This is a genomic window from Actinomycetospora sp. 2LY8.5, assembly GCF_057180585.1.
Genome location: NZ_JBXUHE010000004.1, coordinates 17,639 through 39,691, shown reverse-complemented (window position 1 = coordinate 39,691; position 22,053 = coordinate 17,639). Strand labels below are relative to the sequence as shown.

General features: G+C 73.5%; 19 protein-coding genes. 14 read left to right on the top strand and 5 right to left on the bottom strand.

Annotation, left to right across the window (positions count from 1 at the left end):
- Window positions 1-49 precede the first annotated feature (49 nt).
- Window positions 50-1,078, top strand: coding sequence for a hypothetical protein (locus AC2A1K_RS06565; RefSeq protein ID WP_483895519.1), 1,029 nt, complete (start codon window positions 50-52; stop codon window positions 1,076-1,078).
- 4 nt (window positions 1,079-1,082) lie between these two features.
- On the opposite strand, the gene AC2A1K_RS06560 is transcribed toward AC2A1K_RS06565, so the two are convergent.
- A complete protein-coding gene (locus tag AC2A1K_RS06560; RefSeq protein ID WP_483895518.1) occupies window positions 1,083-1,913 on the bottom strand; it encodes a RecB family exonuclease in 831 nt (276 codons plus the stop codon).
- Between the two features lie 151 nt (window positions 1,914-2,064).
- Between AC2A1K_RS06560 and AC2A1K_RS06555 the strand changes: the two genes are divergently transcribed.
- The 8 genes from AC2A1K_RS06555 (at window position 2,065) to prcA (ending at window position 11,155) form a co-directional block, all read left to right on the top strand.
- Window positions 2,065-2,892: a tRNA (adenine-N1)-methyltransferase gene (locus AC2A1K_RS06555; RefSeq protein WP_483895852.1), complete on the top strand. Its 828-nt coding sequence runs from the start codon at window positions 2,065-2,067 to the stop codon at window positions 2,890-2,892.
- 157 nt (window positions 2,893-3,049) lie between these two features.
- Entirely contained in the window at window positions 3,050-4,870 is a 1,821-nt protein-coding gene (gene arc, locus AC2A1K_RS06550; RefSeq protein WP_483895517.1) for a proteasome ATPase, read from the top strand.
- Window positions 4,871-4,898: 28 nt separating this feature from the next.
- On the top strand, window positions 4,899-6,203 hold the full coding sequence (locus AC2A1K_RS06545; protein ID WP_483895516.1) for an esterase/lipase family protein: 1,305 nt from the start codon (window positions 4,899-4,901) through the stop codon (window positions 6,201-6,203).
- Window positions 6,158-7,429, top strand: a complete 1,272-nt coding sequence (locus AC2A1K_RS06540; RefSeq protein ID WP_483895515.1) for a multidrug effflux MFS transporter — start codon at window positions 6,158-6,160, stop codon at window positions 7,427-7,429. The genes AC2A1K_RS06545 and AC2A1K_RS06540 overlap by 46 nt, the downstream gene beginning before the upstream one ends.
- A gap of 46 nt (window positions 7,430-7,475) precedes the next feature.
- On the top strand, window positions 7,476-8,993 hold the full coding sequence (gene dop / locus AC2A1K_RS06535) for a depupylase/deamidase Dop (RefSeq protein WP_483895514.1): 1,518 nt from the start codon (window positions 7,476-7,478) through the stop codon (window positions 8,991-8,993).
- A gap of 91 nt (window positions 8,994-9,084) precedes the next feature.
- On the top strand, window positions 9,085-9,279 hold the full coding sequence (locus AC2A1K_RS06530; RefSeq protein ID WP_337698589.1) for a ubiquitin-like protein Pup: 195 nt from the start codon (window positions 9,085-9,087) through the stop codon (window positions 9,277-9,279).
- Window positions 9,280-9,445: 166 nt separating this feature from the next.
- Entirely contained in the window at window positions 9,446-10,291 is an 846-nt protein-coding gene (prcB, locus tag AC2A1K_RS06525) for a proteasome subunit beta (protein ID WP_483895513.1), read from the top strand.
- A 54-nt stretch (window positions 10,292-10,345) separates the two neighbouring features.
- Window positions 10,346-11,155, top strand: coding sequence for a proteasome subunit alpha (gene prcA / locus AC2A1K_RS06520; RefSeq protein WP_483895512.1), 810 nt, complete (start codon window positions 10,346-10,348; stop codon window positions 11,153-11,155).
- Window positions 11,156-11,162: 7 nt separating this feature from the next.
- Here the strand turns inward: prcA and AC2A1K_RS06515 are convergent, their stop codons facing one another.
- Window positions 11,163-11,915, bottom strand: a complete 753-nt coding sequence (locus tag AC2A1K_RS06515; RefSeq protein ID WP_483895511.1) for a DUF899 family protein — start codon at window positions 11,913-11,915, stop codon at window positions 11,163-11,165.
- The gene (locus AC2A1K_RS06510) at window positions 11,905-12,429 is read right to left on the bottom strand and encodes an anthrone oxygenase family protein (RefSeq protein WP_483895510.1); all 525 of its coding nucleotides are present in this window, start codon (window positions 12,427-12,429) and stop codon (window positions 11,905-11,907) included. The genes AC2A1K_RS06515 and AC2A1K_RS06510 overlap by 11 nt, the downstream gene beginning before the upstream one ends.
- Before the next feature lie 136 nt (window positions 12,430-12,565).
- Here AC2A1K_RS06510 and AC2A1K_RS06505 point away from each other — a divergent pair, with 136 nt between their 5' ends.
- Window positions 12,566-13,474 (top strand): LysR family transcriptional regulator, encoded by a 909-nt coding sequence (locus AC2A1K_RS06505; protein WP_483895509.1) that lies wholly within the window; start codon window positions 12,566-12,568, stop codon window positions 13,472-13,474.
- 17 nt (window positions 13,475-13,491) lie between these two features.
- On the opposite strand, the gene AC2A1K_RS06500 is transcribed toward AC2A1K_RS06505, so the two are convergent.
- Complete coding sequence (locus tag AC2A1K_RS06500; RefSeq protein ID WP_483895508.1) at window positions 13,492-15,012, bottom strand: diacylglycerol kinase family protein; 1,521 nt, start codon at window positions 15,010-15,012, stop codon at window positions 13,492-13,494.
- Window positions 15,013-15,016: 4 nt separating this feature from the next.
- The gene (locus tag AC2A1K_RS06495; RefSeq protein WP_483895851.1) at window positions 15,017-16,519 is read right to left on the bottom strand and encodes a bifunctional phosphatase PAP2/diacylglycerol kinase family protein; all 1,503 of its coding nucleotides are present in this window, start codon (window positions 16,517-16,519) and stop codon (window positions 15,017-15,019) included.
- A gap of 229 nt (window positions 16,520-16,748) precedes the next feature.
- Here AC2A1K_RS06495 and pafA point away from each other — a divergent pair, with 229 nt between their 5' ends.
- The 4 genes from pafA (at window position 16,749) to AC2A1K_RS06475 (ending at window position 21,952) form a co-directional block, all read left to right on the top strand.
- On the top strand, window positions 16,749-18,107 hold the full coding sequence (gene pafA / locus AC2A1K_RS06490) for a Pup--protein ligase (RefSeq protein ID WP_337698584.1): 1,359 nt from the start codon (window positions 16,749-16,751) through the stop codon (window positions 18,105-18,107).
- Window positions 18,108-18,197: 90 nt separating this feature from the next.
- Window positions 18,198-19,907, top strand: coding sequence for a serine/threonine-protein kinase (locus AC2A1K_RS06485; protein ID WP_483895507.1), 1,710 nt, complete (start codon window positions 18,198-18,200; stop codon window positions 19,905-19,907).
- A gap of 75 nt (window positions 19,908-19,982) precedes the next feature.
- Window positions 19,983-20,966: a helix-turn-helix transcriptional regulator gene (locus AC2A1K_RS06480; protein ID WP_483895506.1), complete on the top strand. Its 984-nt coding sequence runs from the start codon at window positions 19,983-19,985 to the stop codon at window positions 20,964-20,966.
- Entirely contained in the window at window positions 20,963-21,952 is a 990-nt protein-coding gene (locus AC2A1K_RS06475; RefSeq protein ID WP_483895505.1) for a helix-turn-helix transcriptional regulator, read from the top strand. The genes AC2A1K_RS06480 and AC2A1K_RS06475 overlap by 4 nt, the downstream gene beginning before the upstream one ends.
- Window positions 21,953-22,053 lie beyond the last annotated feature (101 nt).

Here is a 22,053-nt window from a genome sequence, read left to right as displayed (position 1 = left end):
TGATCGCGGCGGTTAGGGTCGAGTCCTCACCCGGGGGGACGGGAGTTCGATGACGGGATCGAGGAGCCGTGTCCTGCTGGCGGTGCTGATCGCGGCGGTGGCCGTCGCGGGCGTGGTGGTCGCGACGCGCACCCCGACCGCCACGGGACCGCAACCCTATCGGGGGCCGTCCCGCGATCTCCGCGCTCATCCCTTCGCCTGGGACTCGGTCTGGAACCTGCCGCTGGCGGGGTCCGCGCAGTACACGCCGTTCAGCACGCAGGCGCGGGACGTCTACCTCGACATCGAGAACATCACCGTCGACCCGGCCGCCCCGGTCCGCGACCTCGACTCGGACAACGGCTCGCCCCGGGTCCACGTCGACCCGCGGCTGTCCGCGGACGGGTCGTACAACAACTGCTCGACGTTCCTCGCCGACACTCCCGACGACGAGACCGTCGTCGCCGGCCAGCCGCTCGAGCTCGCCCCCGGGGGCACCCCGTCGTGGAACTACACCTACCCCGCGGTCTCGCTGCGCGGCGACGGCCGGCTGGGATGCCACGGCGGGTCGAACCTCTCCGGCATCGGTGGCACCATCCGCGTCGGCGAGATGACCTCGCCGGATCCGCTGCGGCACGCCCTCAAGATCAACCTCAACTGTCAGCTCAGCTGCAGCACGGCCCACGACGGCTTCCGCTGGCCGGCGACGAAGGCCGACGCCGCGTTCCGCGACCAGTACCGGGGCTCGAACCCCGACGTCAACATGGGCACGCTGCTCGCGATCCGGCCCGACGCCGACCTGAGCTGGATCACCGAGAAGGACGTCCGCAAGATCGCCGAGGCCTTCCGCGACCACGGCGCCTACGTCGTCGACGAGACCGGCGGGTCGGACACCAACGCCATCAACGCCCAGGCGGGCGCGGAGCCCGAGCTCCCGAACATCGACTCACCGCAGATGGTTCGGCTGGTGAGCTCGCTGGCGGTGGTCACGAACAACGGGCCGGAGACCCCCGGCGGCGGGCCGCTCGGCTCGCCTCGCCGGGTGTCGTGCGCGCTGCCCTTCCCCGACGGCACCGGCGGCGCGCCGCCGGGCTGCTGAGGGATCACCCGGAGTCGCTGGTCCGGGGGCGGGGGAGGGGCGTGACTGCGTCGCCCGGCCACCCGGGGTACGGCGGCGGCGTGCCGTCCCAGGCCGGGCAGAGCGGCTTGAAGGCGCAGAAGGTGCACCCGGGGCCGGGGTTCGGGCGGAAGTCGCCGGTGGGTGCCGCGCGGCGGATCGCGGCCCAGACGGCGCCGAGCACCCCGGCGAACCTCTCGAGCTCGTCGGCGCGGGGCCGCAGGGTCAGCGTCGTGGTGTCGGCGAGGTGCAGCAGCCGCAGCGTCGGGACCACGCCGCGGCGGCGGGCGAGCAGCAGCGCGTAGAAGCGGACACCGAACATCATCGGCCCCTCGGCGCGCAGCGAGGGCGAGCGCCCGCTCTTGTAGTCGACGACCGTGAGCCCGTCCGCGCCGGTGTCGAGCCGGTCGAGGTAGCCGCGCAGCGGCGTGCCGTCCTCCAGCTCCGCCTCCACGCCCAGCTCGCGGGCCTCCGACACCACCGCCCGCGGATCCTCGAGCGCGAAGTAGCGGGCGAGCAGACCGTCGATCCCGGGCTCCTCGCCGAGCACCGCGCGCTCGTCGGAGCCCAGCTCGTCGAGGACGTCCTGCGCGAGGGCCCGCGCCGCGTCGGGTCGGCGTGACGCGGGGTCGAGGGCGTGCAGGCGCTCGAGCACGGCGTGTACCACCGTGCCCCGCAACGCGCCGGGCGACGGCGTCTCGGGCAGGCGGTCGACCGCGCGGAACCGGTAGAGCAGCGCGCACCGGCGGAAGTCGACGGCGCGGGACGGCGAGAGCGCGGGCGCGCGCGGCGCCTCGACCCCGACCTCCGTGCTCATGTCCGCGAGGCTAGATCAGCGCACCGACACCGCCGGTCCCTGCGCGACCGGCGCTGCGGGCCGCGCACCGTGCCCCTCGCCGACACGGCGACGCCGGTCCCTAGGGTGGTCCGCCGTGCACAGCGAGGAACCCGACGAGCAGCGCGGGCCCGTGCGCAGCGGCCCGTTCCGCCCTGGCGACCGGGTGCAGCTCACCGACCCCAAGGGCCGGCACTTCAGCCTCGTGCTCGAGCGCGGGCAGAGCTATCACACCCACCGCGGGGCGATCGACCACGACAAGCTCATCGGCGCCCCCGAGGGCAGCGTCGTGCACTCCGCGGCCAACACCCCGTACCTCGCGCTGCGCCCCCTGCTGCCCGACTACGTGCTCGCCATGCCCCGCGGCGCGCAGGTGATCTACCCGAAGGACGCGGCGCAGATCCTCATGTGGGGCGACGTGTTCCCGGGCGCGCGGGTGCTCGAGGCCGGCGCGGGCTCGGGCGCGCTGACGTGCAGCCTGCTGCGCGCGGTCGGCCCCGAGGGTCACGTGCGCTCCTACGAGATCCGCGCCGACCACGCCGAGCACGCGGTGCAGAACGTCGAGCGCTTCTACGGCGAGCGCCCCGAGAACTGGGACCTGCGGGTCGGCGACCTCGCCGACCACGACCCCGGCGAGACCGCCGACCGCGTCGTGCTGGACATGCTCGCGCCGTGGGACGTGCTGCCCGTCGTGCGCGACACCCTCGTGCCGGGCGGCGTGCTGGTCGGCTACGTGGCGACGACGACGCAGCTCTCCACGCTGACGGAGGCGCTGCGCGAGCAGGCGTGCTGGACCGAGCCGCAGGCCTGGGAGACGATCGTCCGGCCCTGGCACGCGGTCGGGCTCGCGGTGCGCCCCGAGCACCGCATGATCGCCCACACCGCGTTCCTGCTGACCGCTCGGCGCCTGGCCGACGGCGTGACGCCGCCGCGCGTGCAGCGGCGGCCCAGTCGGGGCTGACCCAGCGTGAGCACCGGTGCTGCTCGGTGCTGGAGGAATCACCCTGGGTGACCTCGCGCAAGGGGTCTGCGTGAGAAGTCCGTCACCGGGACGCTACTCCACGGACACCTCGATTCGCGGGTACGGTTTGCGGCACGGAGTAGCGGAGGAGGGCGCCGTGACGAATGACGACGACCCCAGGGGCCGATCCGACAGGGCAGACAGCGGCCGGGACCGCGGCGAACGACATGACCGTGGCTCGGCGGACATGGCAGCACAGGTGCGCTTCCTCGAGGACGAGGTCGCGCTGTTGCGTCGCAAGTTGACCGAATCCCCTCGGCATGCGCGCATCCTCGAACAGCGCCTCGGCGAGGCACAGCAGCGCGTCTCGCAACTGACCGAGCGGAACGACAAGCTCACGGAGACCCTCAAGGAGGCGCGGGCCCAGCTCGTCGCGCTCCGCGAGGAGGTCGACCGGCTCGCGCAGCCCCCGTCGAGCTACGGCGTGTTCCTCGAGGGCTTCGAGGACTCCACCGTCGACGTGTTCACCTCCGGGCGTCGGATGCGTGTCGCCGTGTCGCCGGCGGTCGAGGTCGCCGAGCTGACCCGCGGGCAGACCCTGCGGCTCAACGAGGCGCTCACGGTCGTCGAGGCCGGCACCTACGAGCGCGTGGGCGAGGTCGTGGCCCTGCGCGAGGTCCTCGTCGACGAGGACGGCACCCGCAACCGCGCCCTGATCATCGGGAACGCCGACGAGGAGCGGGTGATCCACCTCGCGGACTCGCTACTCCTCGACGACGCGCCGGAGCTCAAGCCCGGCGACTCGCTGATGGTCGACACCCGCGTCGGCTACGCCTACGAGAAGGTGCCGAAGGCCGAGGTCGAGGAGCTCGTCCTCGAGGAGGTCCCCGACGTCGCGTACACCGACATCGGCGGGCTCACCCGGCAGATCGACTCCATCCGCGACGCGGTGGAGCTGCCGTTCCTGCACGCGGACCTGTTCCGGACCTACCAGCTGCGCCCGCCCAAGGGCGTGCTGCTCTACGGCCCGCCCGGCTGCGGCAAGACGCTCATCGCGAAGGCCGTCGCCAACTCGCTGGCGAAGAAGGTCGCCGAGACCCGCGGCGAGGACAGCCGCGACGTCAAGGCGCACTTCCTCAACATCAAGGGCCCGGAGCTGCTCAACAAGTTCGTCGGCGAGACCGAGCGGCACATCCGGATGATCTTCCAGCGGGCGCGGGAGAAGGCGTCCGAGGGCACCCCGGTGATCGTGTTCTTCGACGAGATGGACTCGATCTTCCGGACCCGTGGCTCCGGTGTCTCGAGCGACGTGGAGACGACGATCGTCCCGCAGCTCCTGAGCGAGATCGACGGCGTCGAGGGGCTCGAGAACGTCATCGTGATCGGCGCGTCCAACCGCGAGGACATGATCGACCCCGCGATCCTGCGACCGGGCCGGCTCGACGTGAAGATCAAGATCGAGCGTCCGGACGCCGAGGCGGCGCAGGACATCTTCTCGAAGTACCTCATCGACGGTCTGCCTCTGCACGAGGACGACATCGAGGAGTTCGGCGGCAACCGTGCGGCGTGTCTCGACGGCATGATCGAGCGGGTCGTCGAGCGGATGTACGCCGAGACCGACGACAACCGGTTCCTCGAGGTCACCTACGCCAACGGGGACAAGGAGGTCCTGTACTTCAAGGACTTCAACTCCGGAGCCGTCATCGAGAACATCGTCGGGCGCGCGAAGAAGTCGGCCATCAAGTCCCAGCTGGAGAGCTCGCAGCCGGGTCTGCGGGTGCAGCACCTGCTGGACGCGGTCGTCGACGAGTTCGCCGAGTCCGAGGACCTGCCCAACACGACCAACCCCGACGACTGGGCCCGGATCTCGGGCAAGAAGGGCGAGCGGATCGTCTACATCCGCACGCTCGTCACCGGCAAGGGCGCGACCCAGGGCAAGGAGATCGACACCGCGTCGAACACCGGCCAGTACCTCTGACACCAGGTACCACAGGTACCGTGTCGTCATGAACGACCAGCCACACCGGCCGTCCCGCCAGGACCGCAACGAGGTCCGCGGGGCGGCCGGTGTCGCGTCGGAGGCCGTCGACATCGTCTCCCGCCCGGTCCAGGGCACCCACGAGGCGATCGCGGGCACCGTGTTCGGCGCGCTGCGCCGGGTCGGTCTCGGCCCCGCGTCGACGCCGGTCCAGGTGGTGCACGACGGCATCACCTCGAGCGTGTACGCCGCCGTCCGCGGCATCTCGCAGGTGGCGGGGCGGGGGATCGGGGCAGCGGCCGCGCTCGCCCGTCCCGGAGACTGGCGGCCCATCACCGGCACGCCCGCGGGCGCGGTGCTCACCGGGGCGGTGAACGGGCTCGTGGGCGACCACATGGTGGCCCTCGACAACGACCTCGCGGTCCCGATGACGCTGTACACGTCGACCATCGGGGACACCGAGGACGAGCACGCCGAACTGCCCGGCGACCCCGAGGCCCTGCACGCGGTCGTCGCCGACCACCCCGAGCGAGACCTGCAGCGCCTCGTGCTGTTCGTCCACGGTCTCGGCGAGACCGAGCACGCCTGGCGTCTCTACGGCGAGGCCAGCGCGGGGGAGGGCTACGCCGAGCGCGTGGCGTCGGCGACCGGGGCGACGCCGCTGCTGCTGCGCTACAACAGCGGGCAGCGCATCGCGGACAACGGCGCGGCGCTGTCGCTGCTGCTCACGGACCTGTGGCACCGCTGGCCCGCGGACGTCGAGCGCCTCGACCTCGTCGGGCACTCCATGGGTGGGCTGGTGCTGCGCCACGCCTGCCACCACGCGGTGCAGACCGGCCAGCCGTGGGTCGGCGCCGTGCGGCGGATGGTCTACCTCGGCTCTCCCCACCGCGGGGCACCGCTGGCCCACCGGGTCGACCAGCTGGCCTCGCAGCTGTCGCAGTGGTCGGCCTCCTGGACGCGGAGCAGCACGGGGAGCACGCCGACCGGGAAGCTGGACCGCGTGGTGGGGACCTGGGGCGAGTTCCTGGACCGCCGCTCGGCCGGCATCCGCGACCTGGTCGCCGGGGTGTCCGACACCGAGGTCCCGCTGCTCGCGCACGCCTCGCACCACGCGGTCGCCGCCTGCGTCACGAGCTCGCCGCAGCACCCGCTCGCCAACGCCCTCGGCGACCTGCTCGTGCCCGTCGACTCGGCGGGCGGCGCGATCACCGACGTCGAACCGTTGACGTCGTCACACCACTTCCATCTGCTGAACGACCCGGACGTGCACGACCATCTCCTGCGATGGCTGACAGCGGAGAACGGGCCGGAGGACGAGCCGACCCCGTAACGGGTCGTCGCGCACGTCTGGTCGTGCTGGGCGCGCTCACCGCGGCCGCCCCGCTGTCGCTGGACACCTACCTGCCCGCGCTGCCGGCGCTGACCGCCGACCTCGCCACCACGCCGTCGGTCACCCAGCTCTCGCTCACCGCGTGCCTCGTCGGCCTCGCGCTGGGCCAGCTCGTCGCCGGGCCGCTGTCGGATGTCCTGGGCCGGCGCCGCCCGATGCTGCTCGGGGCGGCCGGGTTCGCGGTGGTGTCGGTGCTCTGCGCGGTGGCGCCGACCGTCGAGGTGCTCGTCGTGCTGCGCCTGGCCCAGGGGCTGCTCGGGGCGGTCGGGATCGTCGTGGCCCGCGCGGTGGTCCGCGACACGAGCGACCGGACGACGTCGGCGCGGGCGTTCGCGACGCTCATGCTGGTCTCCGGCGTGGCCCCGATCGTCGCGCCGGTCCTGGGTGGGCAGCTGCTGCGCGTGACGAGCTGGCGCGGGGTGTTCGTCGTGCTGGCGGTCTACGGAGCACTCACCGGGCTCGCCGTGCTCGGGCTGGTCCGCGAGTCGCTGCCGCGCTCGCGCCGGCGCTCGGGCAGCGCCGTGGCCACGCTGGCGTCGTTCCGGGTGCTGCTGACCGACCGCCGGGTGATGGCGTGCGTGCTGTCCGCCGGGCTCGTGTTCTCGGCGATGTTCGCCTACATCTCCGGGTCGACGTTCGTGCTCCAGGACCTCTACGGCCTCTCGCCGCAGGCGTTCTCCGGGGTGTTCGCGGCCAACTCGGTGGCGATCGTGGCGTCGGTGCAGGTCGCGGGGCGTCTCGTAGGGTCGGGGCGGGTGCGCCCGGAGCGCCTGCTCGTCACCGGGCTCGGCGTCGCGCTCGTCGGCACCGGCGGGCTGCTGGTCTCGACGCTGCTCGACGCGGGCCTGGTGGGCCTGCTGAGCGGGCTCGTGCTCACCGTCGTCGGTGTGGGCTTCGTGCTGCCCTGCGCCACGACCCTGGCGCTCGCCGACCACCCCGACCACGCCGGAAGCGCGTCGGCGCTGCTGGGCGCCTCGCAGTTCCTCGTCGGTGCGGGGACCGCCCCGCTGGTGGGGCTCGCCGGGAGCCGTTCGGCCGTGCCCATGGCCGCCACCATGGCGACCGCGGTCCTGCTCGGCGCCGTGGTCTTCGGCCTGCTGTGGCGCGGCGAGCGCAGCGAGACGACGACATCGGGGGAGCACGCCGAGAGGGAGAGCCCGACATGACGGACCGGACAGGGCCCAGGACGCCCAGCGCAATTAGGGTCGTGGCATGACCGCGAGCCGCATCATGGGCACCGAGATCGAGTACGGCATCTCCGTCCCCGGCGACCCGGCCGCGAACCCGGTGATCACGTCGACGCAGATCGTCCTGGCGTACGCAGCGGCCGCCGAGGTCCCGCGCGCCCGGCGCGCCCGCTGGGACTACGAGGTCGAGTCCCCGCTGCGCGACGCCCGCGGCTTCGACCTCGGCCCGAGCGCCGGCCCGCCGCCGGACACGGGCGACCTCGACGACCTCGGCGCCGCCAACGTCATCCTCACCAACGGCGCGCGCCTCTACGTCGACCACGCCCATCCGGAGTTCTCCGCACCCGAGGTGACCACCCCGCGCGACGCGGTCGTCTGGGACAAGGCGGGCGAGCGGGTCATGGAGGACGCCGCCGAGCGCGCCGCGACCGTCCCGGGCACCCCGCGCATCCAGCTCTACAAGAACAACATCGACAACAAGGGCGCGAGCTACGGCTCCCACGAGAACTACCTCTGCGCCCGCCAGACCCCGTTCCCGACGATCATCACCGGGCTCACGCCGTTCTTCGCGTCGCGGCAGGTCGTGTGCGGCGCGGGCCGGGTGGGCCTCGGGCCGTCGGGCGACGAGCCGGGCTTCCAGCTCTCGCAACGAGCGGACTACATCGAGGTCGAGGTCGGCCTGGAGACCACGCTCAAGCGCGGCATCATCAACACCCGCGACGAGCCACACGCCGACGCCGACAAGTACCGGCGCCTGCACGTCATCATCGGCGACGCGACCCTCGCCGAGTACTCGACGTTCCTCAAGGTCGGCACCACGGCGCTCGTCCTCTCGATGATCGAGGCCGGCGTCCGCTTCGACGACCTGCGCCTGCTCGAGCCGGTGCGCTCGGTGCACCGCATCAGCCACGACCCGACGCTGAAGACCGTCGTCGACCTCTCCGACGGGCGGAAGATGACCGCCCTGGACATCCAGCTCGCCTACCTCGAACGGGCCTGGAAGCACGAGGAGACCGCGGGCGACGGCGAGATCGACCCGATGACCCGGGAGGTGCTCGAGACCTGGCAGCAGGTGCTCGACGACCTCGGCACCGACCCGCTGCGCTGCGCCGACCGTCTCGACTGGGTGGCCAAGCTCAACCTGCTGCAGAACTACCAGCAGCGCGACAACCTGCCCTGGGACTCGCCGAAGCTGCACCTCATCGACCTGCAGTACGCCGACGTGCGCCAGGCCAAGGGTCTCTACAACCGTCTCGTGACCCGGGGCTCCATCAAGCGCCTGGTCACCGAGGAGGAGGTCCGCTCCGCGGTCACCCACCCTCCCGAGGACACCCGCGCCTACTTCCGCGGCCGCTGCCTGGAGCGCTACCCCGGCGAGGTGGCCGCCGCGTCGTGGGACTCGGTCATCTTCGACCTGGGCCGCGAGTCGCTGGTGCGCATCCCGACCCTCGAGCCCCTGCGCGGCACCCGCAAGCACGTCGGCGAGCTCATCGACAACTCCGCGGACGCCACGGCGCTGGTCGAGGCACTGACACGGGGCTGATGGAGCGCGGCGTCACGGGCAGATGTCGCCCGCGATCTGTAGGGTTCGAGGCGCAGTACCCCGATGTGAGGAAAGACCCCGGGAGGCAGCCATGGCGCAGGAACAGACCCAGCGGCAGGGCGGGGGCGACGACGGCGAGGGCAGCGAGGACAGCACTGCTGCCGGCCAGGAACGCCGCGAGAAGCTCGGCGAGGACGTCGACACGATCCTCGACGAGATCGACGACGTGCTCGAGGAGAACGCGGAGGACTTCGTCCGCGCGTACGTCCAGAAGGGCGGCCAGTAACCTCCCGGCGGAGTCAGGTACTCCGTACGGCCTAGAGACACCACGCCGCCCCCGCCGCCCGGGTCAGAACAGCACCCGGGCCGCGGGGGCGGTGGTCCATTCCCCGACATCCCCGATCGCACACCGACCGCACACCGACCGCACAGACCTCAGGAGCGCCCCACCGATGGAGCCCTCGTCGGCCCTGCCCCCGGCCTACTTCTCCGCCGGGACGGCCTCGTTCGTCGACTTCCTGCGGGAGGTCCGGCCCGACCTTCTGCCCGGGGCGGGTGCCCGGACGGTGACCGCGGAGCAGGCCGGCACCGATCATCGGGCGGGGACCGTGCACGGCACGACGATCGTGGCCGCGACCTTCGCCGGGGGCGTCGCGATCGCCGGTGACCGGCGCGCGACGATGGGCAATCTCATCTCCTCGCGCGACATGCAGAAGGTCTACGTCACCGACGACTGGTCGGCGGCCGGGATCGCGGGCACGGCGGGGATGGCCGTGGAGACGGTCCGGCTGTTCACCGTCGAGCTGCAGCACTACGAGAAGATCGAGGGCGTCCCGCTCACCTTCGACGGCAAGGCGAACAAGCTCGCCGGCATGGTGCGCGGCAACCTCGGCGCCGCCATGCAGGGGCTGTCGTTCGTGCCGTTGTTCGTCGGCTTCGACGTCGACGCAGCCGACCCGGCGCGCGCCGGGCGCATCGTGTCCTACGACGTCGTCGGCAGCCGCAACGAGGAGACCGACTACGCGGGCGTCGGCTCCGGCTCGCTGTTCGCGAAGTCGTCGCTGAAGAAGCGCCACGACCCGCAGGGCTCCCGCGACGACGTCGTGCGCGTGCTCGTCGAGGCGCTCTACGACGCCGCCGACGACGACACGGCCACCGGCGGCCCCGACACCATCCGCGGCATCAACCCGATCGTCGTGACGATCGACGCCGAGGGCGCGACGATGCTGGGCGACGAGGAGGTCGGCACCGTCGCCGACGCCGTCATCGCCGGACGTCGCGAGCGTCCCGGCGGCTGACGCTCCCCGCGCGAAGAATCCGTAGACCCACCAGACTCAGGAGCGCTCCCCGCCATGACGATGCCGTTCTACGCGTCGGTCGACCAGCTGATGCGCGACCGCTCGGACCTCGCGCGCAAGGGCATCGCGCGGGGCCGCAGCGTCGTCGTCCTGACGTTCTCGGGCGGCGTGCTGTTCGTGGCGGAGAACCGGTCGAACTCCCTGCGCAAGGTCTCGGAGATCTACGACGCGCTCGGGTTCGCCGCGGTCGGGCGCTACAACGAGTTCGAGAACCTGCGCACCGCCGGCATCCGGTTCGCCGACGTCCGGGGCTATTCCTACGACCGCCGCGACGTCTCGGGGCGCTCGCTCGCCAACGCCTACGCCCAGATCCTCGGTGCGAGCTTCATCGAGCAGCAGAAGCCCTTCGAGGTCGAGCTGTGCGTCGCCGAGGTCGGCGAGACGCCGGACCGCGACAAGCTGTTCCGCATCACCTACGACGGCTCCATCTCCGACGAGCCCCGGTTCGTGGTCATGGGCGGCACCACCGAGCCGATCAGCGCGGCCCTGCGCTCGTCGTACGACGCCGAGCTGGACATGGCCGGCGCCCTGCGCATCGCGGTCGACGCCCTGCAGTCCGCGAACGGCAGCGCGTCGGGCTCGGGCACCTCCGGCTCCGAGGACCGCACGCTGGGCGTCGACGCCCTCGAGGTGGCGGTGCTCGACCGCAGTCGCCGCCCCCGTCGCGCCTTCCGCCGCGTCACCGGCGCCGCCCTGGCCGCGCTGCTGCCCGCCGCGGAGACGAGCGGCGACGGCGCCCCCGCCGAGGACACCGGCGCCGGCGACGAGGTCTCGGGTGCGGGCGGAGCCGACCCCCACGCCTAGTCTCGGTTCACGGCCCGGGACGCAGGTCGTCCGACCGGCCGGCGTGGATGCGTGACCACTGCGCGGTGGGGCGTCCGTCGGTTCTGGTGTCCTCGACGTGGGACTGCGGCCATCCTTCCGGCGAGTCCTCCCACGGTTCCTGTCGTCCGTAGACGGTGAGGTCCATGAGGCGATAGTTGACGTCGACCGCCTCGACGCCGCGGCGGGTCGTCCAGTAGGTCTCGAAGACGCGGTCGCCGCGTCGCAGGTAGCAGACGACATGCATCGCGCCGATCCTCCGCCCGACCAGGAGGGTCGCGAGGGACTGCTGCGCGGAGTACCAGGGCATCGTCCAGCCCATGAAGTCGTGGTAGCGGATGCTCTCGTCGTAGGGGCCCTGGCAGAACACCGCGTAGGTGATGTCCCGGGAGTGGACGTAGGACAGTTCGTCGACCTGGGTGTTGTTCCAGGTGCACCCTTCGCACTGCTCGGCCGCGGGACGGCCCGCGTACCACATGAAGTAGTACGCGATGAGCTGCTGCCGACCCTCGAAGGTGTCGATCAGCCGGACCGGACCGTCGGGCCCGGCCAGTGGTGTGCCGGCCTCGACTTCGACCACCGGTAGCCGCCGTCGGGCCGCGGCGATCGCGTCGCCGGCTCGGGTGTGCGCCTTCTCCCGGAGCCGGAGCTCCGCGAGGTCGGCCTCGAAGCTCTCCCGATCGGTGATCGCGGGTTCGGGTGCGTTCTCGATGGTCATCTCCATGGTCTCCTCATCGCTCACGACGGTGATCGGCGAGTCCGTGCCGGACGAGGGCGCAGGCCAGGCATCCGAAGGCGGCGGTGGTGGCGATGGTCCGCACGATGTTCCAGGCTCTCCAGCGGGCCTCGTCGAAGGCGGCTCGCACCGCCGCCGGGTCCGTGATGCGGTGGGGGTCGCCGGCGAACCTGATGACGGCGTTGAGCGGCTCGTGGTGGGCCACGGTGATGACCACGGTCGCCAGGTAGGCGACGAAGGCCACGGCGACCCAGCGCAGCGCCGTGCGACCGCCGCCTCGCCGGTGGAGGAGGACCGCCGCGAGGCCTGTGAGCACCAGCGCACCGACGAACGTGACCATGAACAGGGGGCTGGTCATGATCGCCCGGTCCAAGACCTGGAAGACGCCGATGAACGCGCGGTCGTCGAGGCCGGTCAGACCGGGCACGACCGAGACGTCCCAGGCGTAGAAGAACCCGGCCATGAGTCCCGTCGCGACGGTGGCCAGCAGCAGGACGGACCGATGCGTGGTCTCGATCATGCTGGGCCCCGTTCACCGTCGCGGTCGGCTCTGGCTGTGGCCACGATCGGTCCGGGGGAGGTGGCTGAACAAGCGCGGGATGCGGAAGGATCGTTCACCGAGAGGTTCACGAACACGCGGAGCGGGTCACGGGACGGTGGAACAGCGGGATATCGAGATCTTCTTGACCCTCGCCGACGAGCTGCACTTCGGCCGGGCGGCGGGACGGCTGCACGTGTCGACCTCCCGCGTCAGCCAGACGATCAAGAAGCTGGAACGGCGTATCGGCGCGCCCTTGTTCGAGCGCACCAGCCGCCGGGTCACGCCGACCCCGATCGGTCGCCGCCTCGGCGACGAGTTGCGAGTCGCCTCCCAGCACATCCATGACGCCGTCGACCACGCGATGAGCGCTGCCCGCGACGTCTGCGGGGCACTGCGGGTCGGGTTCATCGGTGCCGCCTCCGGCCAGTTCGTCGTCGAGGTGGCCGAGGCGTTCCGCGCCGAGCATCCCGGCTGCGAGGTCTCGTCCCACGAGTTCCAGTTCGGCAGGAGCAGCCTCGGCCCCCTCCGGAACGACGAGATCGACATGATGCTCGGCACCCGGCCGACCGACGGCGCTCGCCAGGCGGACCTCACCGCCGGCCTCGTCCTGGCCGAGGAGGACCAGCTGCTGGCCGTGTCGGCCCGGCACCCGTACGCGCGTCGCCCGTCGGTGTCGCTCGTCGACCTCGCCGGCACCACGATCCTCCGCACACCGCAGGCGATCCCGCCCTACTGGGACCGAGCGCTCGTCCCCGCGCACGCACCCGACGGCCGGCCCGTCGAACGAGGACCGTCGTTCGACACGGTCCAGGAGATGCTCGCCCTCGTCGGCGCCGGTGTCGGGGTCTATCCCGTGTCGACCCAGTTCACCAGCTACTACGCGCGCCCCGACGTCGTCTACGTGCCCCTCCACGACGCCCGGCCCTACGAACGGCGCTTCCTCTGGCGCTCCGCCGCCGAGACCGCCACGATCCGGGCCTTCGACCAGACCGCCGCCACCCTGGCCAGGGCCCGCGGGAGCTGACCCGCACGCACACCCGGTCAGGCGGGTGTGTGCCGGGGTGGCGTGAGGTGCCCGTCGTCCGGTGGCCGGTACACCGGGATCGCGCCCGGCGCGATCCGGAAGACGAAGCGGTCGGCGTCGGGCTGCACCTCGCCGTCGGTCGCGAGCCCGACCGGCTTCCCGATGACGCGCACCGTGAGGCGCGTCCGCGAGTGGGCCACGTACACCCGGCTGCGCGACAGGGTCCCGGCCGCCACCGACACGACGAAGCGGGTGCGCGAGAACGGCACGTCGGCGCGCAGGTAGCGCACGTCGAGCTTGCGGGCGTCCAGACGCGGCCGGAACAGCGGCGCCATGCCCCGGGGCTCGTAGCCGCCGTTGCCGACGAAGAGCAGCCAGATGGTGCGGCGCTTGCCGTCGAGCTCCACGACGAGCGGCGTCGCCTCCGCCAGCACCCGGACCAGCGCGAACGCGGCGGCCGGCCACTTGCCCCAGCGGCCCTCCCAGCTCTCGCGGAGCTTCACCATGTCGGGGTATCCGCCGAGGCTCGCGGTGTTGACGAACGCGACCGCGCGGTCGTCCTCGCCGGCCCCGATGTCGACCACCCCGACGTCCACGAGCACGGCGTCGCCGTCGCGCGCCGCGGCCAGCGCCGTGGCCGTGTCGTCGATGCCGACGTCGCGGGCGAAGTGGTTGAGCGTGCCCTCGGGCAGCACCATCAGCGGCACGCGCCGCCGCTGCGCCAGGCCCGCGAGCGCGGCCACCGAGCCGTCCCCGCCGGCGACGCCGACCGCCTGGGGCGGGGCCCCCTCGGGGGTCGGGCGGTCGAGGGCGGCCTCGACCTCCTCGACGAAGTCCACCCCCGGTTCGGGGACGATCACCTGGGCCCGAGGGAGCACGTCGTGGATCACCGACGGCGGGGCGGGCGCCTCGTCGTCCTCCCGCTCGTCGGGAACGCCGATGACCGGGGCCACGATCTGCCCGATCGTCTCCAGCGGCCCCGGCGTGCCGGCCGACGTGTTGGCGACCACGACGAGCCCGGCGCCGTCCCCGAGGGCGGGCGCCCCGCCGGCCGGACGGGCGCGTGCGGGGGCGTGGCGGACCACCGGCCACCAGCGCCGCGTCAGCAGCGCCACCCCGATCCCGAGGGCGGCGCCGGCGAGGACGTCCTCCACCGTGCGTTCCCCGAGCACGACCCGGGCCGTCGAGACGCCGACCGTGACCGGGGCCAACACGGCGCCGATCAGCGGCGACTCCATGACCGCGGCGGTGACGAAGGCCGAGGACGAGGCGGCGTGCGCCGACGGGAAGCGCCGGCCCCACGGGCGCGCGCGGGGCAGCAGGGGTTTCGCGAGGGCGTGAGCGATCGCCGAGGTCGCGGCAGCAGCCATCACGCCCCGCACCCCGGAGCGCCGGCGCGGCCCGCGTCCGGACGCGAACAGGCCGCCGGCCACGACGGCCCAGAGCACCCCGCGGTCCGCGGTGCGGTCGAGCCGGCGCATCCAGCGCGGGCCGGCCGACGCATGAGCGCGTGGGGAGCCGTACCGGGAATCGCGCACGGGGTCAGCGCGCCGTGGCCCGGTGCGGCCACAGCGACTCGTCGCGGCGGTAGACCGGCACCGGGTGGTCGGCGACCCGGTAGCGCAGGCGGCGGCCGCGGCCCACGACCTCCCCGTCGGCGGCGACGTCGACGGGACCGTCGAGCAGCTCGATGTCCAGTGATCGCATGGCGCTCTCCTGGTAGATCCTGTTGTGCCCGAGCACGCCGGTGGCGAGCGCGACGAACGCCCGCACCCGGGCCAATGGCCGGTCCGCGCGCAGGTAACGGACCTCCAGCACGCCGGTGTCGAGCCGGGGCCGGTACGACGGCACCATCCCGGTCGGCACGTAGGGCCCGTTGCCGACGAACAGCATCCACACCGACCGCTCGACCCCGTTGAGGCGGACCCGGATGGGCCGGCTGCGCGCGAGCGTCACGAGCAGGGCGGCCACGGCCGAGGGCCATTTGCCCCATCGCGGCTGCCACTTCTCCCGGAGGCGGACCATCTCCGGATAGCCGCCGAACGCGGAGGTGTTGACGAAGACGATGCGCTGGGGCTCCTGGCGGCCCTCGACGTCGGCGTGCACCCGCAGCTCTCCGAGGTCGACCGCGACGGCCTCGCCCGCGCCGGTCGCGTCGATCGCCTCCTGCGTGTCGTAGACCCCGACGTCGCGACCGAAGTGGTTCAGCGTCCCGGCCGGAACCAGGGCGAGCGGCAGGTCGAGGTCCTCGGCGACGCGGGCCGCCGCGGCCACCGAGCCGTCGCCGCCGGCGATGCCGACCGCGCGGGTCCCGGGCTCGCGAGCGGCGTCGACGAGCGTCTCGACGAGGTCGGCGCCGTCCTCGAGGCGCAGCACCCGGGCCTTGGGCAGCGCCGCGACGAGCTCCTCGTAGGGGTCGACGCCCGCCCTGCCCGAGCGACTGTTCACCAGCATCACCAGGCCCTCGCCCTCGGGCAGGACCGGGGCGCCGGCGACGGGGCGGGCGGCGGCCTCGTCGATGTCGCGGACGGGCAGCCAGCGCCTGGTCGCCAGCGCGGCACCCGCGCCGAGGGCGACACCGGCGGCGACGTCGCTGGTCCAGTGCACCCCGACGTGGATGCGGGAGTAGGCCACGGTCGCCGCCAACGGCGCGACCCAGGTCGCGGCCTTCGGGCTCTCCATCGCCACGGCGGTCGCGAACGCGGCGGCGGAGGCCGCGTGGCCCGAGGGGAACGAGGACGAGGTCGGCGGGTAGTCCAGGGAGCGGAAGGTCGGCAGCAACTCGGCCGCCGGGCGCCGGCGGGGGACCAGGGGCTTGAGGACGCCGTTGGCCAACAGGCTCGCGCCCGCGATCGCCAGCACGCCGCGCAACGCGCCCCGGCGGGTGTGGCGGGTGCCGGCGGCGAGCGCCGCAGCCACCGCGAACCAGAGCTTGCTGTGGTCGGCGGAGCGGCTCAGCGCAGCCAGCGCAGGGTCGGCGGCCGAGTAGGGCAGGTGCCCGATCGCCGTCGTGATCCGGCAGTCCTGGTCGTTGACGTCGGCCAGGCGCCTCCTGCTGCCCCGGGCGCCCTGGCGCACCCGCCGACCCACGCCGCGTGAGATGTCCGATGCCAGGTCTCGTGCCGGGAGCGCCACGGCACCGAACCGTAGTGATCCGGGGTGGGTGGCCGGTGACGGCGGGTGACCCGGGGCGTCACGCGGACCCGATGCGGGGTCGAGCTCACCCGTCGCTTCGTCTGCCTCATCTCGCGCCGCACTGGCTTAGGGTGGAGGGATGCAGCGGAGGATTTACGGGGTCGAGACCGAGTTCGGTGTCACCTGCACCTTCCACGGCCAGCGACGCCTCTCGCCCGACGAGGTGGCCCGCTACCTGTTCCGCCGGGTCGTGTCCTGGGGACGGTCGTCGAACGTGTTCCTCCGCAACGGGTCGCGCCTCTATCTCGACGTCGGCAGCCACCCCGAGTACGCCACCGCGGAGTGCGACTCGCTCACCCAGCTCGTCGCCCACGACAAGGCGGGCGAGCGGATCCTCGAGGACCTCCTGCTCGACGCCGAACGACGCCTCGCCGACGAGGGCATCGGCGGCGACATCTTCCTGTTCAAGAACAACACCGACTCGGCGGGCAACTCCTACGGCTGCCACGAGAACTACCTCGTCGGCCGGTCGGGCGAGTTCTCCCGCATCGCCGACGTCCTGCTGCCCTTCCTCGTGACGCGCCAGCTCATTGCGGGTGCCGGGAAGGTGCTGCAGACCCCGCGGGGCGCGGTGTTCTGCCTCTCACAGCGCGCCGAGCACATCTGGGAGGGCGTCTCGTCGGCGACCACCCGCAGCCGCCCGATCATCAACACCCGTGACGAGCCCCACGCCGACGCCGAGCGCTACCGGCGCCTGCACGTCATCGTCGGCGACTCGAACATGTCCGAGGTCACCACGCTGCTCAAGGTGGGCACCACCCACCTCGTGCTCGAGATGATCGAGCAGGGCGTGCAGTTCCGGGACTTCACGCTGGACAACCCGATCCGCGCCATCCGCGAGATCAGCCACGACCTCTCCGGGCGCCGGCCGGTCCGTCTCGCCGGCGGTCGCGAGGCCAGCGCGCTGGACATCCAGCGCGAGTACCACGCGCGGGCCGTCGAGCACGTCGCGCGCCGCGGGTCCGACCCGGTGACCGACCGCGTGGTCGAGCTCTGGGGCCGCACGCTCGACGCCGTGGAGCGCCAGGACCTCTCGCTCATCGACCGCGAGATCGACTGGGCGATCAAGCACCGCCTGGTGCAGCGCTACCGCAATCGCAACGACCTCGGCCTGTCCAGCCCTCGGGTGGCGCAGCTCGACCTCGCCTATCACGACATCCGGCGCGGCCGCGGCGTGTTCGACCTGCTGCAGCGCAAGGACATGGTCGACCGCGTCACCGACGACGGCGAGATCGAGGCGGCCAAGGACACCCCACCCCAGAGCACCCGGGCCAAGCTGCGCGGCGACTTCATCGCGGCCGCCCAGGCCGCCGGGAGGGACTTCACAGTGGATTGGGTCCACCTCAAACTGAACGACCAGGCCCAGCGAACCGTCCTCTGCAAGGACCCCTTCCGCGCCGTCGACGAACGGGTGGACCGGCTGATCGCGACCTTGTAATCGAGGCCACGTCGGCGGCGTGCGTCGGGGGCGCGCGAGGTAGGCACGATCCGCACTGAACGACGACGCCGAGGACGGCACGAGACCGCGATGCAGCACCAGCCCCGCACCTCCCGACTGCACGGCCCCGTGGCGACACCGAGCACGTTGCACCCCAGCACGACCCACGGGGCCGCGCCGGCCCCGGTCGACACGTCGGTCGTCGGCACGGTGCTCGGTGGGCGCTACCGGATCGGGGAGTGCATCGGCGCCGGGGCGATGGGCGTGGTCTTCACCGCCTGGGACCGGCGGCTGCGGCGCACCGTCGCGGTCAAGCAGCTCGCCGCGCGCGGTCACCGCGACGCCACCGAGGAGCGGGTCGCCCGGGCCCGGGCCATGCGTGAGGGGCGGATCGCCGCCCGCGTCGTGCACCCGCGCGCCATCGCGGTGTTCGACGTGGTGGTCGACGGTGATCAGGGGAGTGGGCGGGGTCCCTGGCTCGTCATGGAGTACCTGCCGTCGCGATCGCTGGCCGCGGTGCTCGCCGCGCAGGGACCGCTGGAGCCCGCCGAGGCGGCCTGGATCGGCACCCAGGTCGCCGAGGCGCTCGCCGCGGTGCACGAGGCCGGCATCGTCCACGGCGACATCAAGCCCGGCAACGTCCTGATCACCGACGAGGGCGTCGCCAAGATCACCGACTTCGGCGTCTCGCGCGCCACCTGGGACACCACGTCCACCGGCGGGGGGATGGTGGCCGGGACGCCCGGCTACTTCGCCCCGGAGGTCGCCCGGGGCGGCGATCCGTCACCGGCCTCGGACGTGTTCTCCCTCGGCGCGACGCTCTACGCCGCCGTCGAGAACCAGCTGGTCTGCGGGCACCACGACAACACCCTCGCCGTGCTGCACGCCATGGCCGAGGGAAAGCTGCGCCCGGCCGAGCGCGCCGGGGTGCTGGGGCGTCCGCTCGCCGCGATGCTGCGCCTCGACCCGTCGCACCGACCGGACACGGCCGCCGTCGAGCGCGCGCTGCGGGCCCGCGCGGGCACGACGCCGTTCATCCCGGCCGCGGTGACCGACACCGCCGACGGTGCCGCTGACGCCGATGTCGCCGTTCCCGCGCCGCGCCCGACCGGCACCGCGGACCTCCCGGTCGGCGCCGGCGAGGTGGGGGAGGAGTCCGCGGCGCTCGGCGACGGGATCGATCCGGAGGCCCCCGGCGACGTCCCGGCCCCCGCGCCGACGCGGCCTGCCGGCGCCGACCGGCGTCGCCCCTCCCGTCGACCCTCGCGCCGGGTCGCCGCGGTGATCGCGGTCTCGGCGCTCGTGCTCGCCGGCGGCATCGGCGCCGCGCTGGCCGCGGGCGGCGGGCGCACCGTCGCCGCGCCGACCCCGCCGACCGCCGCGTCGACCCCGTCGACGTCGACCTCGGCAGCCCCCGCCTCGGCGTCGGAGGCCCCGCCTCCCAGCGTGGCCGCCCCGCTCTCGCCGAGCGATCCGGCGGCTCCGGGCGACCCGGCCACCGTGGTCGTCGACTACTACGCCGCGCTGCCCGGCGACATCGACCGCGCGTGGGCCACGCTGTCCGAGCGGGCGCAGGACGAGTCGGGCGGGTACGGCGGCTACCAGCGGTTCTGGTCGGGGATCCGCGAGGTCCGGACGTCGAACGTCGAGGCCCGTGGCGACACGGTCTTCGCCGACATCGAGTTCACCACCGCGAACGGGCGGATCAGCCGCGAGACCTACCGGTTCGAGGTCGATCGGGACGACGACGGCCAGGTCCGCATCCAGCGCGCGCAGCGCAGCAGCAACGACTCGACGTGAGAGCCGTTCCGGACACGGGACGCGCCGGGCCCGGCCGTTCGAACACCTGGGCGAGACCTCGGTAGGCTCACGCCCGTGACGACCAGCCCGTCCTCGCGCGCCGAACGCCTGGTCAACCTCGTGCTCTGCCTGCTCTCGACGCGCCAGTACCTCAGCGCCGAGCGCATCCGCGCGACGGTGCCGGGCTATGCGGACGTCGCCTCCGACGAGGCCTTCTTCCGCATGTTCGAGCGGGACAAGGCCGAGCTGCGCGAGCTCGGGGTCCCGCTGGAGACGGGGCGGTCGTCGATGGCCGAGCCGGTCGACGGCTACCGCATCGCCCGGGGCGACTACGAGCTGCCCGACATCGACCTGGCCCCCGACGAGGCCACCGCCGTCGCGCTGGCCGCGCGGCTGTGGGACTCCCCGGCGCTGGCGGGCGCGGCGCGCTCGGCGCTGCAGAAGCTGCGGGCGGCCGGGATCGCCGTCGATCCCGACGCCGCGTCCGCGGTGCAGCCGCGCCTGCAGGCCGCCGAGCCGGCGTTCGCGCCGCTGCTCGCGGCCAGCCGCGCCGGCCGCGTCGTCACCTTCACCCACCGGTCGCACCCCACCGCCGACGCCCGCACCCGCACCGTCGAGCCCTGGGGCGTCGTGTCGTGGCGGGGCCGCTGGTACCTCGTCGGCCACGACCGCGACCGCGACGACGTGCGCTGCTTCCGGCTCTCGCGCATCGGCGACGACGTGCGCGCGCTCGGGGCGCGCGGTGCGGTCACCCCGCCCGCGGACGTCGACCTCGTCGCCCTGGTCGCCGCGTCCGCCGGGCCACCGCCGCCGTCGGGCACGGCGCGCGTCCGGCTGGTGCCGGGACGCGCGGAGGGCCTGCGGCGGGGGTCACGACCCGACCCGGGCGGCGACCCCGACGTCGTCGAGATCGACCTGTCCCGCGTCGACACCGCCGCCCGCTGGGTGGCCGCGTACGGCCCGGACGCCGTCGTCCTCGACCCGCCGGAGCTGCGCGAGGCCGTCGTGGCGCTGCTGCGGGGCTCGCTCGTCACCCTCGAGGCCGGGAGCGTCCGATGACCGCCGCCGGGGTGTCCGAGCGACTGCCGCGCCTGCTCACGCTCGTGCCGTACCTGCTGGCCCGTCCCGGCATCGCGGTCGCCGACGCAGCCGCGGACTTCGGGGTGCCCGAGGCCCAGCTGCGCCGCGACCTCGAGCTGCTGTGGATGTGCGGCCTGCCGGGCTACGGGCCGGGCGACCTGGTGGACCTGTCGTTCGAGGGCGACACGGTCACGGTCACCTTCGACGCCGGCATGCGCCGCCCGCTGCGCCTGTCCGGTGCGGAGGCGGCCACGCTCGCCGTCGCCCTGCGCGCGCTGGCCGACGCGCCGGGCATGGTGGACGCCGACGCGGTCCAGCGTGCCCTCGCGAAGATCGAGGACGCCGCCGGGAAGGCGGGCGTCACCCACGACGCTCCCGAACCGGCCGGCGAGGGCGTGGCCGTCGGGCTGGGACGCCGGCCGGGACGCGCCGAGGACGAGGTGCGCCGCGCCGTCGAGAGCGGCCGGGCCCTGCGGCTGACCTACTACTCGGCGTCCCGCGACGCCGTGGGCCGCCGCGTCGTCGACCCGATGCGCCTGCTGCTCGTCGACGCCTCGGCCTACCTCGAGGCGTGGTGTCGCCGCGCGGAGGGCGTGCGCCTGTTCCGCCTCGACCGGGTCGACGACGCCGAGGTGCTCGACGAGCCCTCCGCCCCGCCCCCGGGCGCCCGGGGCCGCGAGGGGTCGGGGGAGGACCTGCTGCGCCCCGACGACGGCGCCTACGTCGCCGCGCTCGTGCTGCACCCGGCGGCGCGCTGGGTGGCCGAGTACTACCCGGTCGAGGATCTGCACGCCGACGACGACGGCTCGGCGCGCGTGACGATGCGCTACGGCGACCGCGACTGGATGGTGCGCCTGCTGCTCGGGCTCGGCGACACCGTCGACGTCCTCGCCCCGCCGGAACTCGTCGAGGCCCGCCGCGCCCGCGCCCGCGAGGCCCTGGCGGCGTACGGCGAGGGCGACTGAGGATCCGGGCTCCCGGCGACCGGCGACCGGCACGTTCGGCAGCCCGCGGGCGTGTCGATCATGCGCACGGTGCTCCTCGCGGCCCGGGGCGGCCGGCCCGC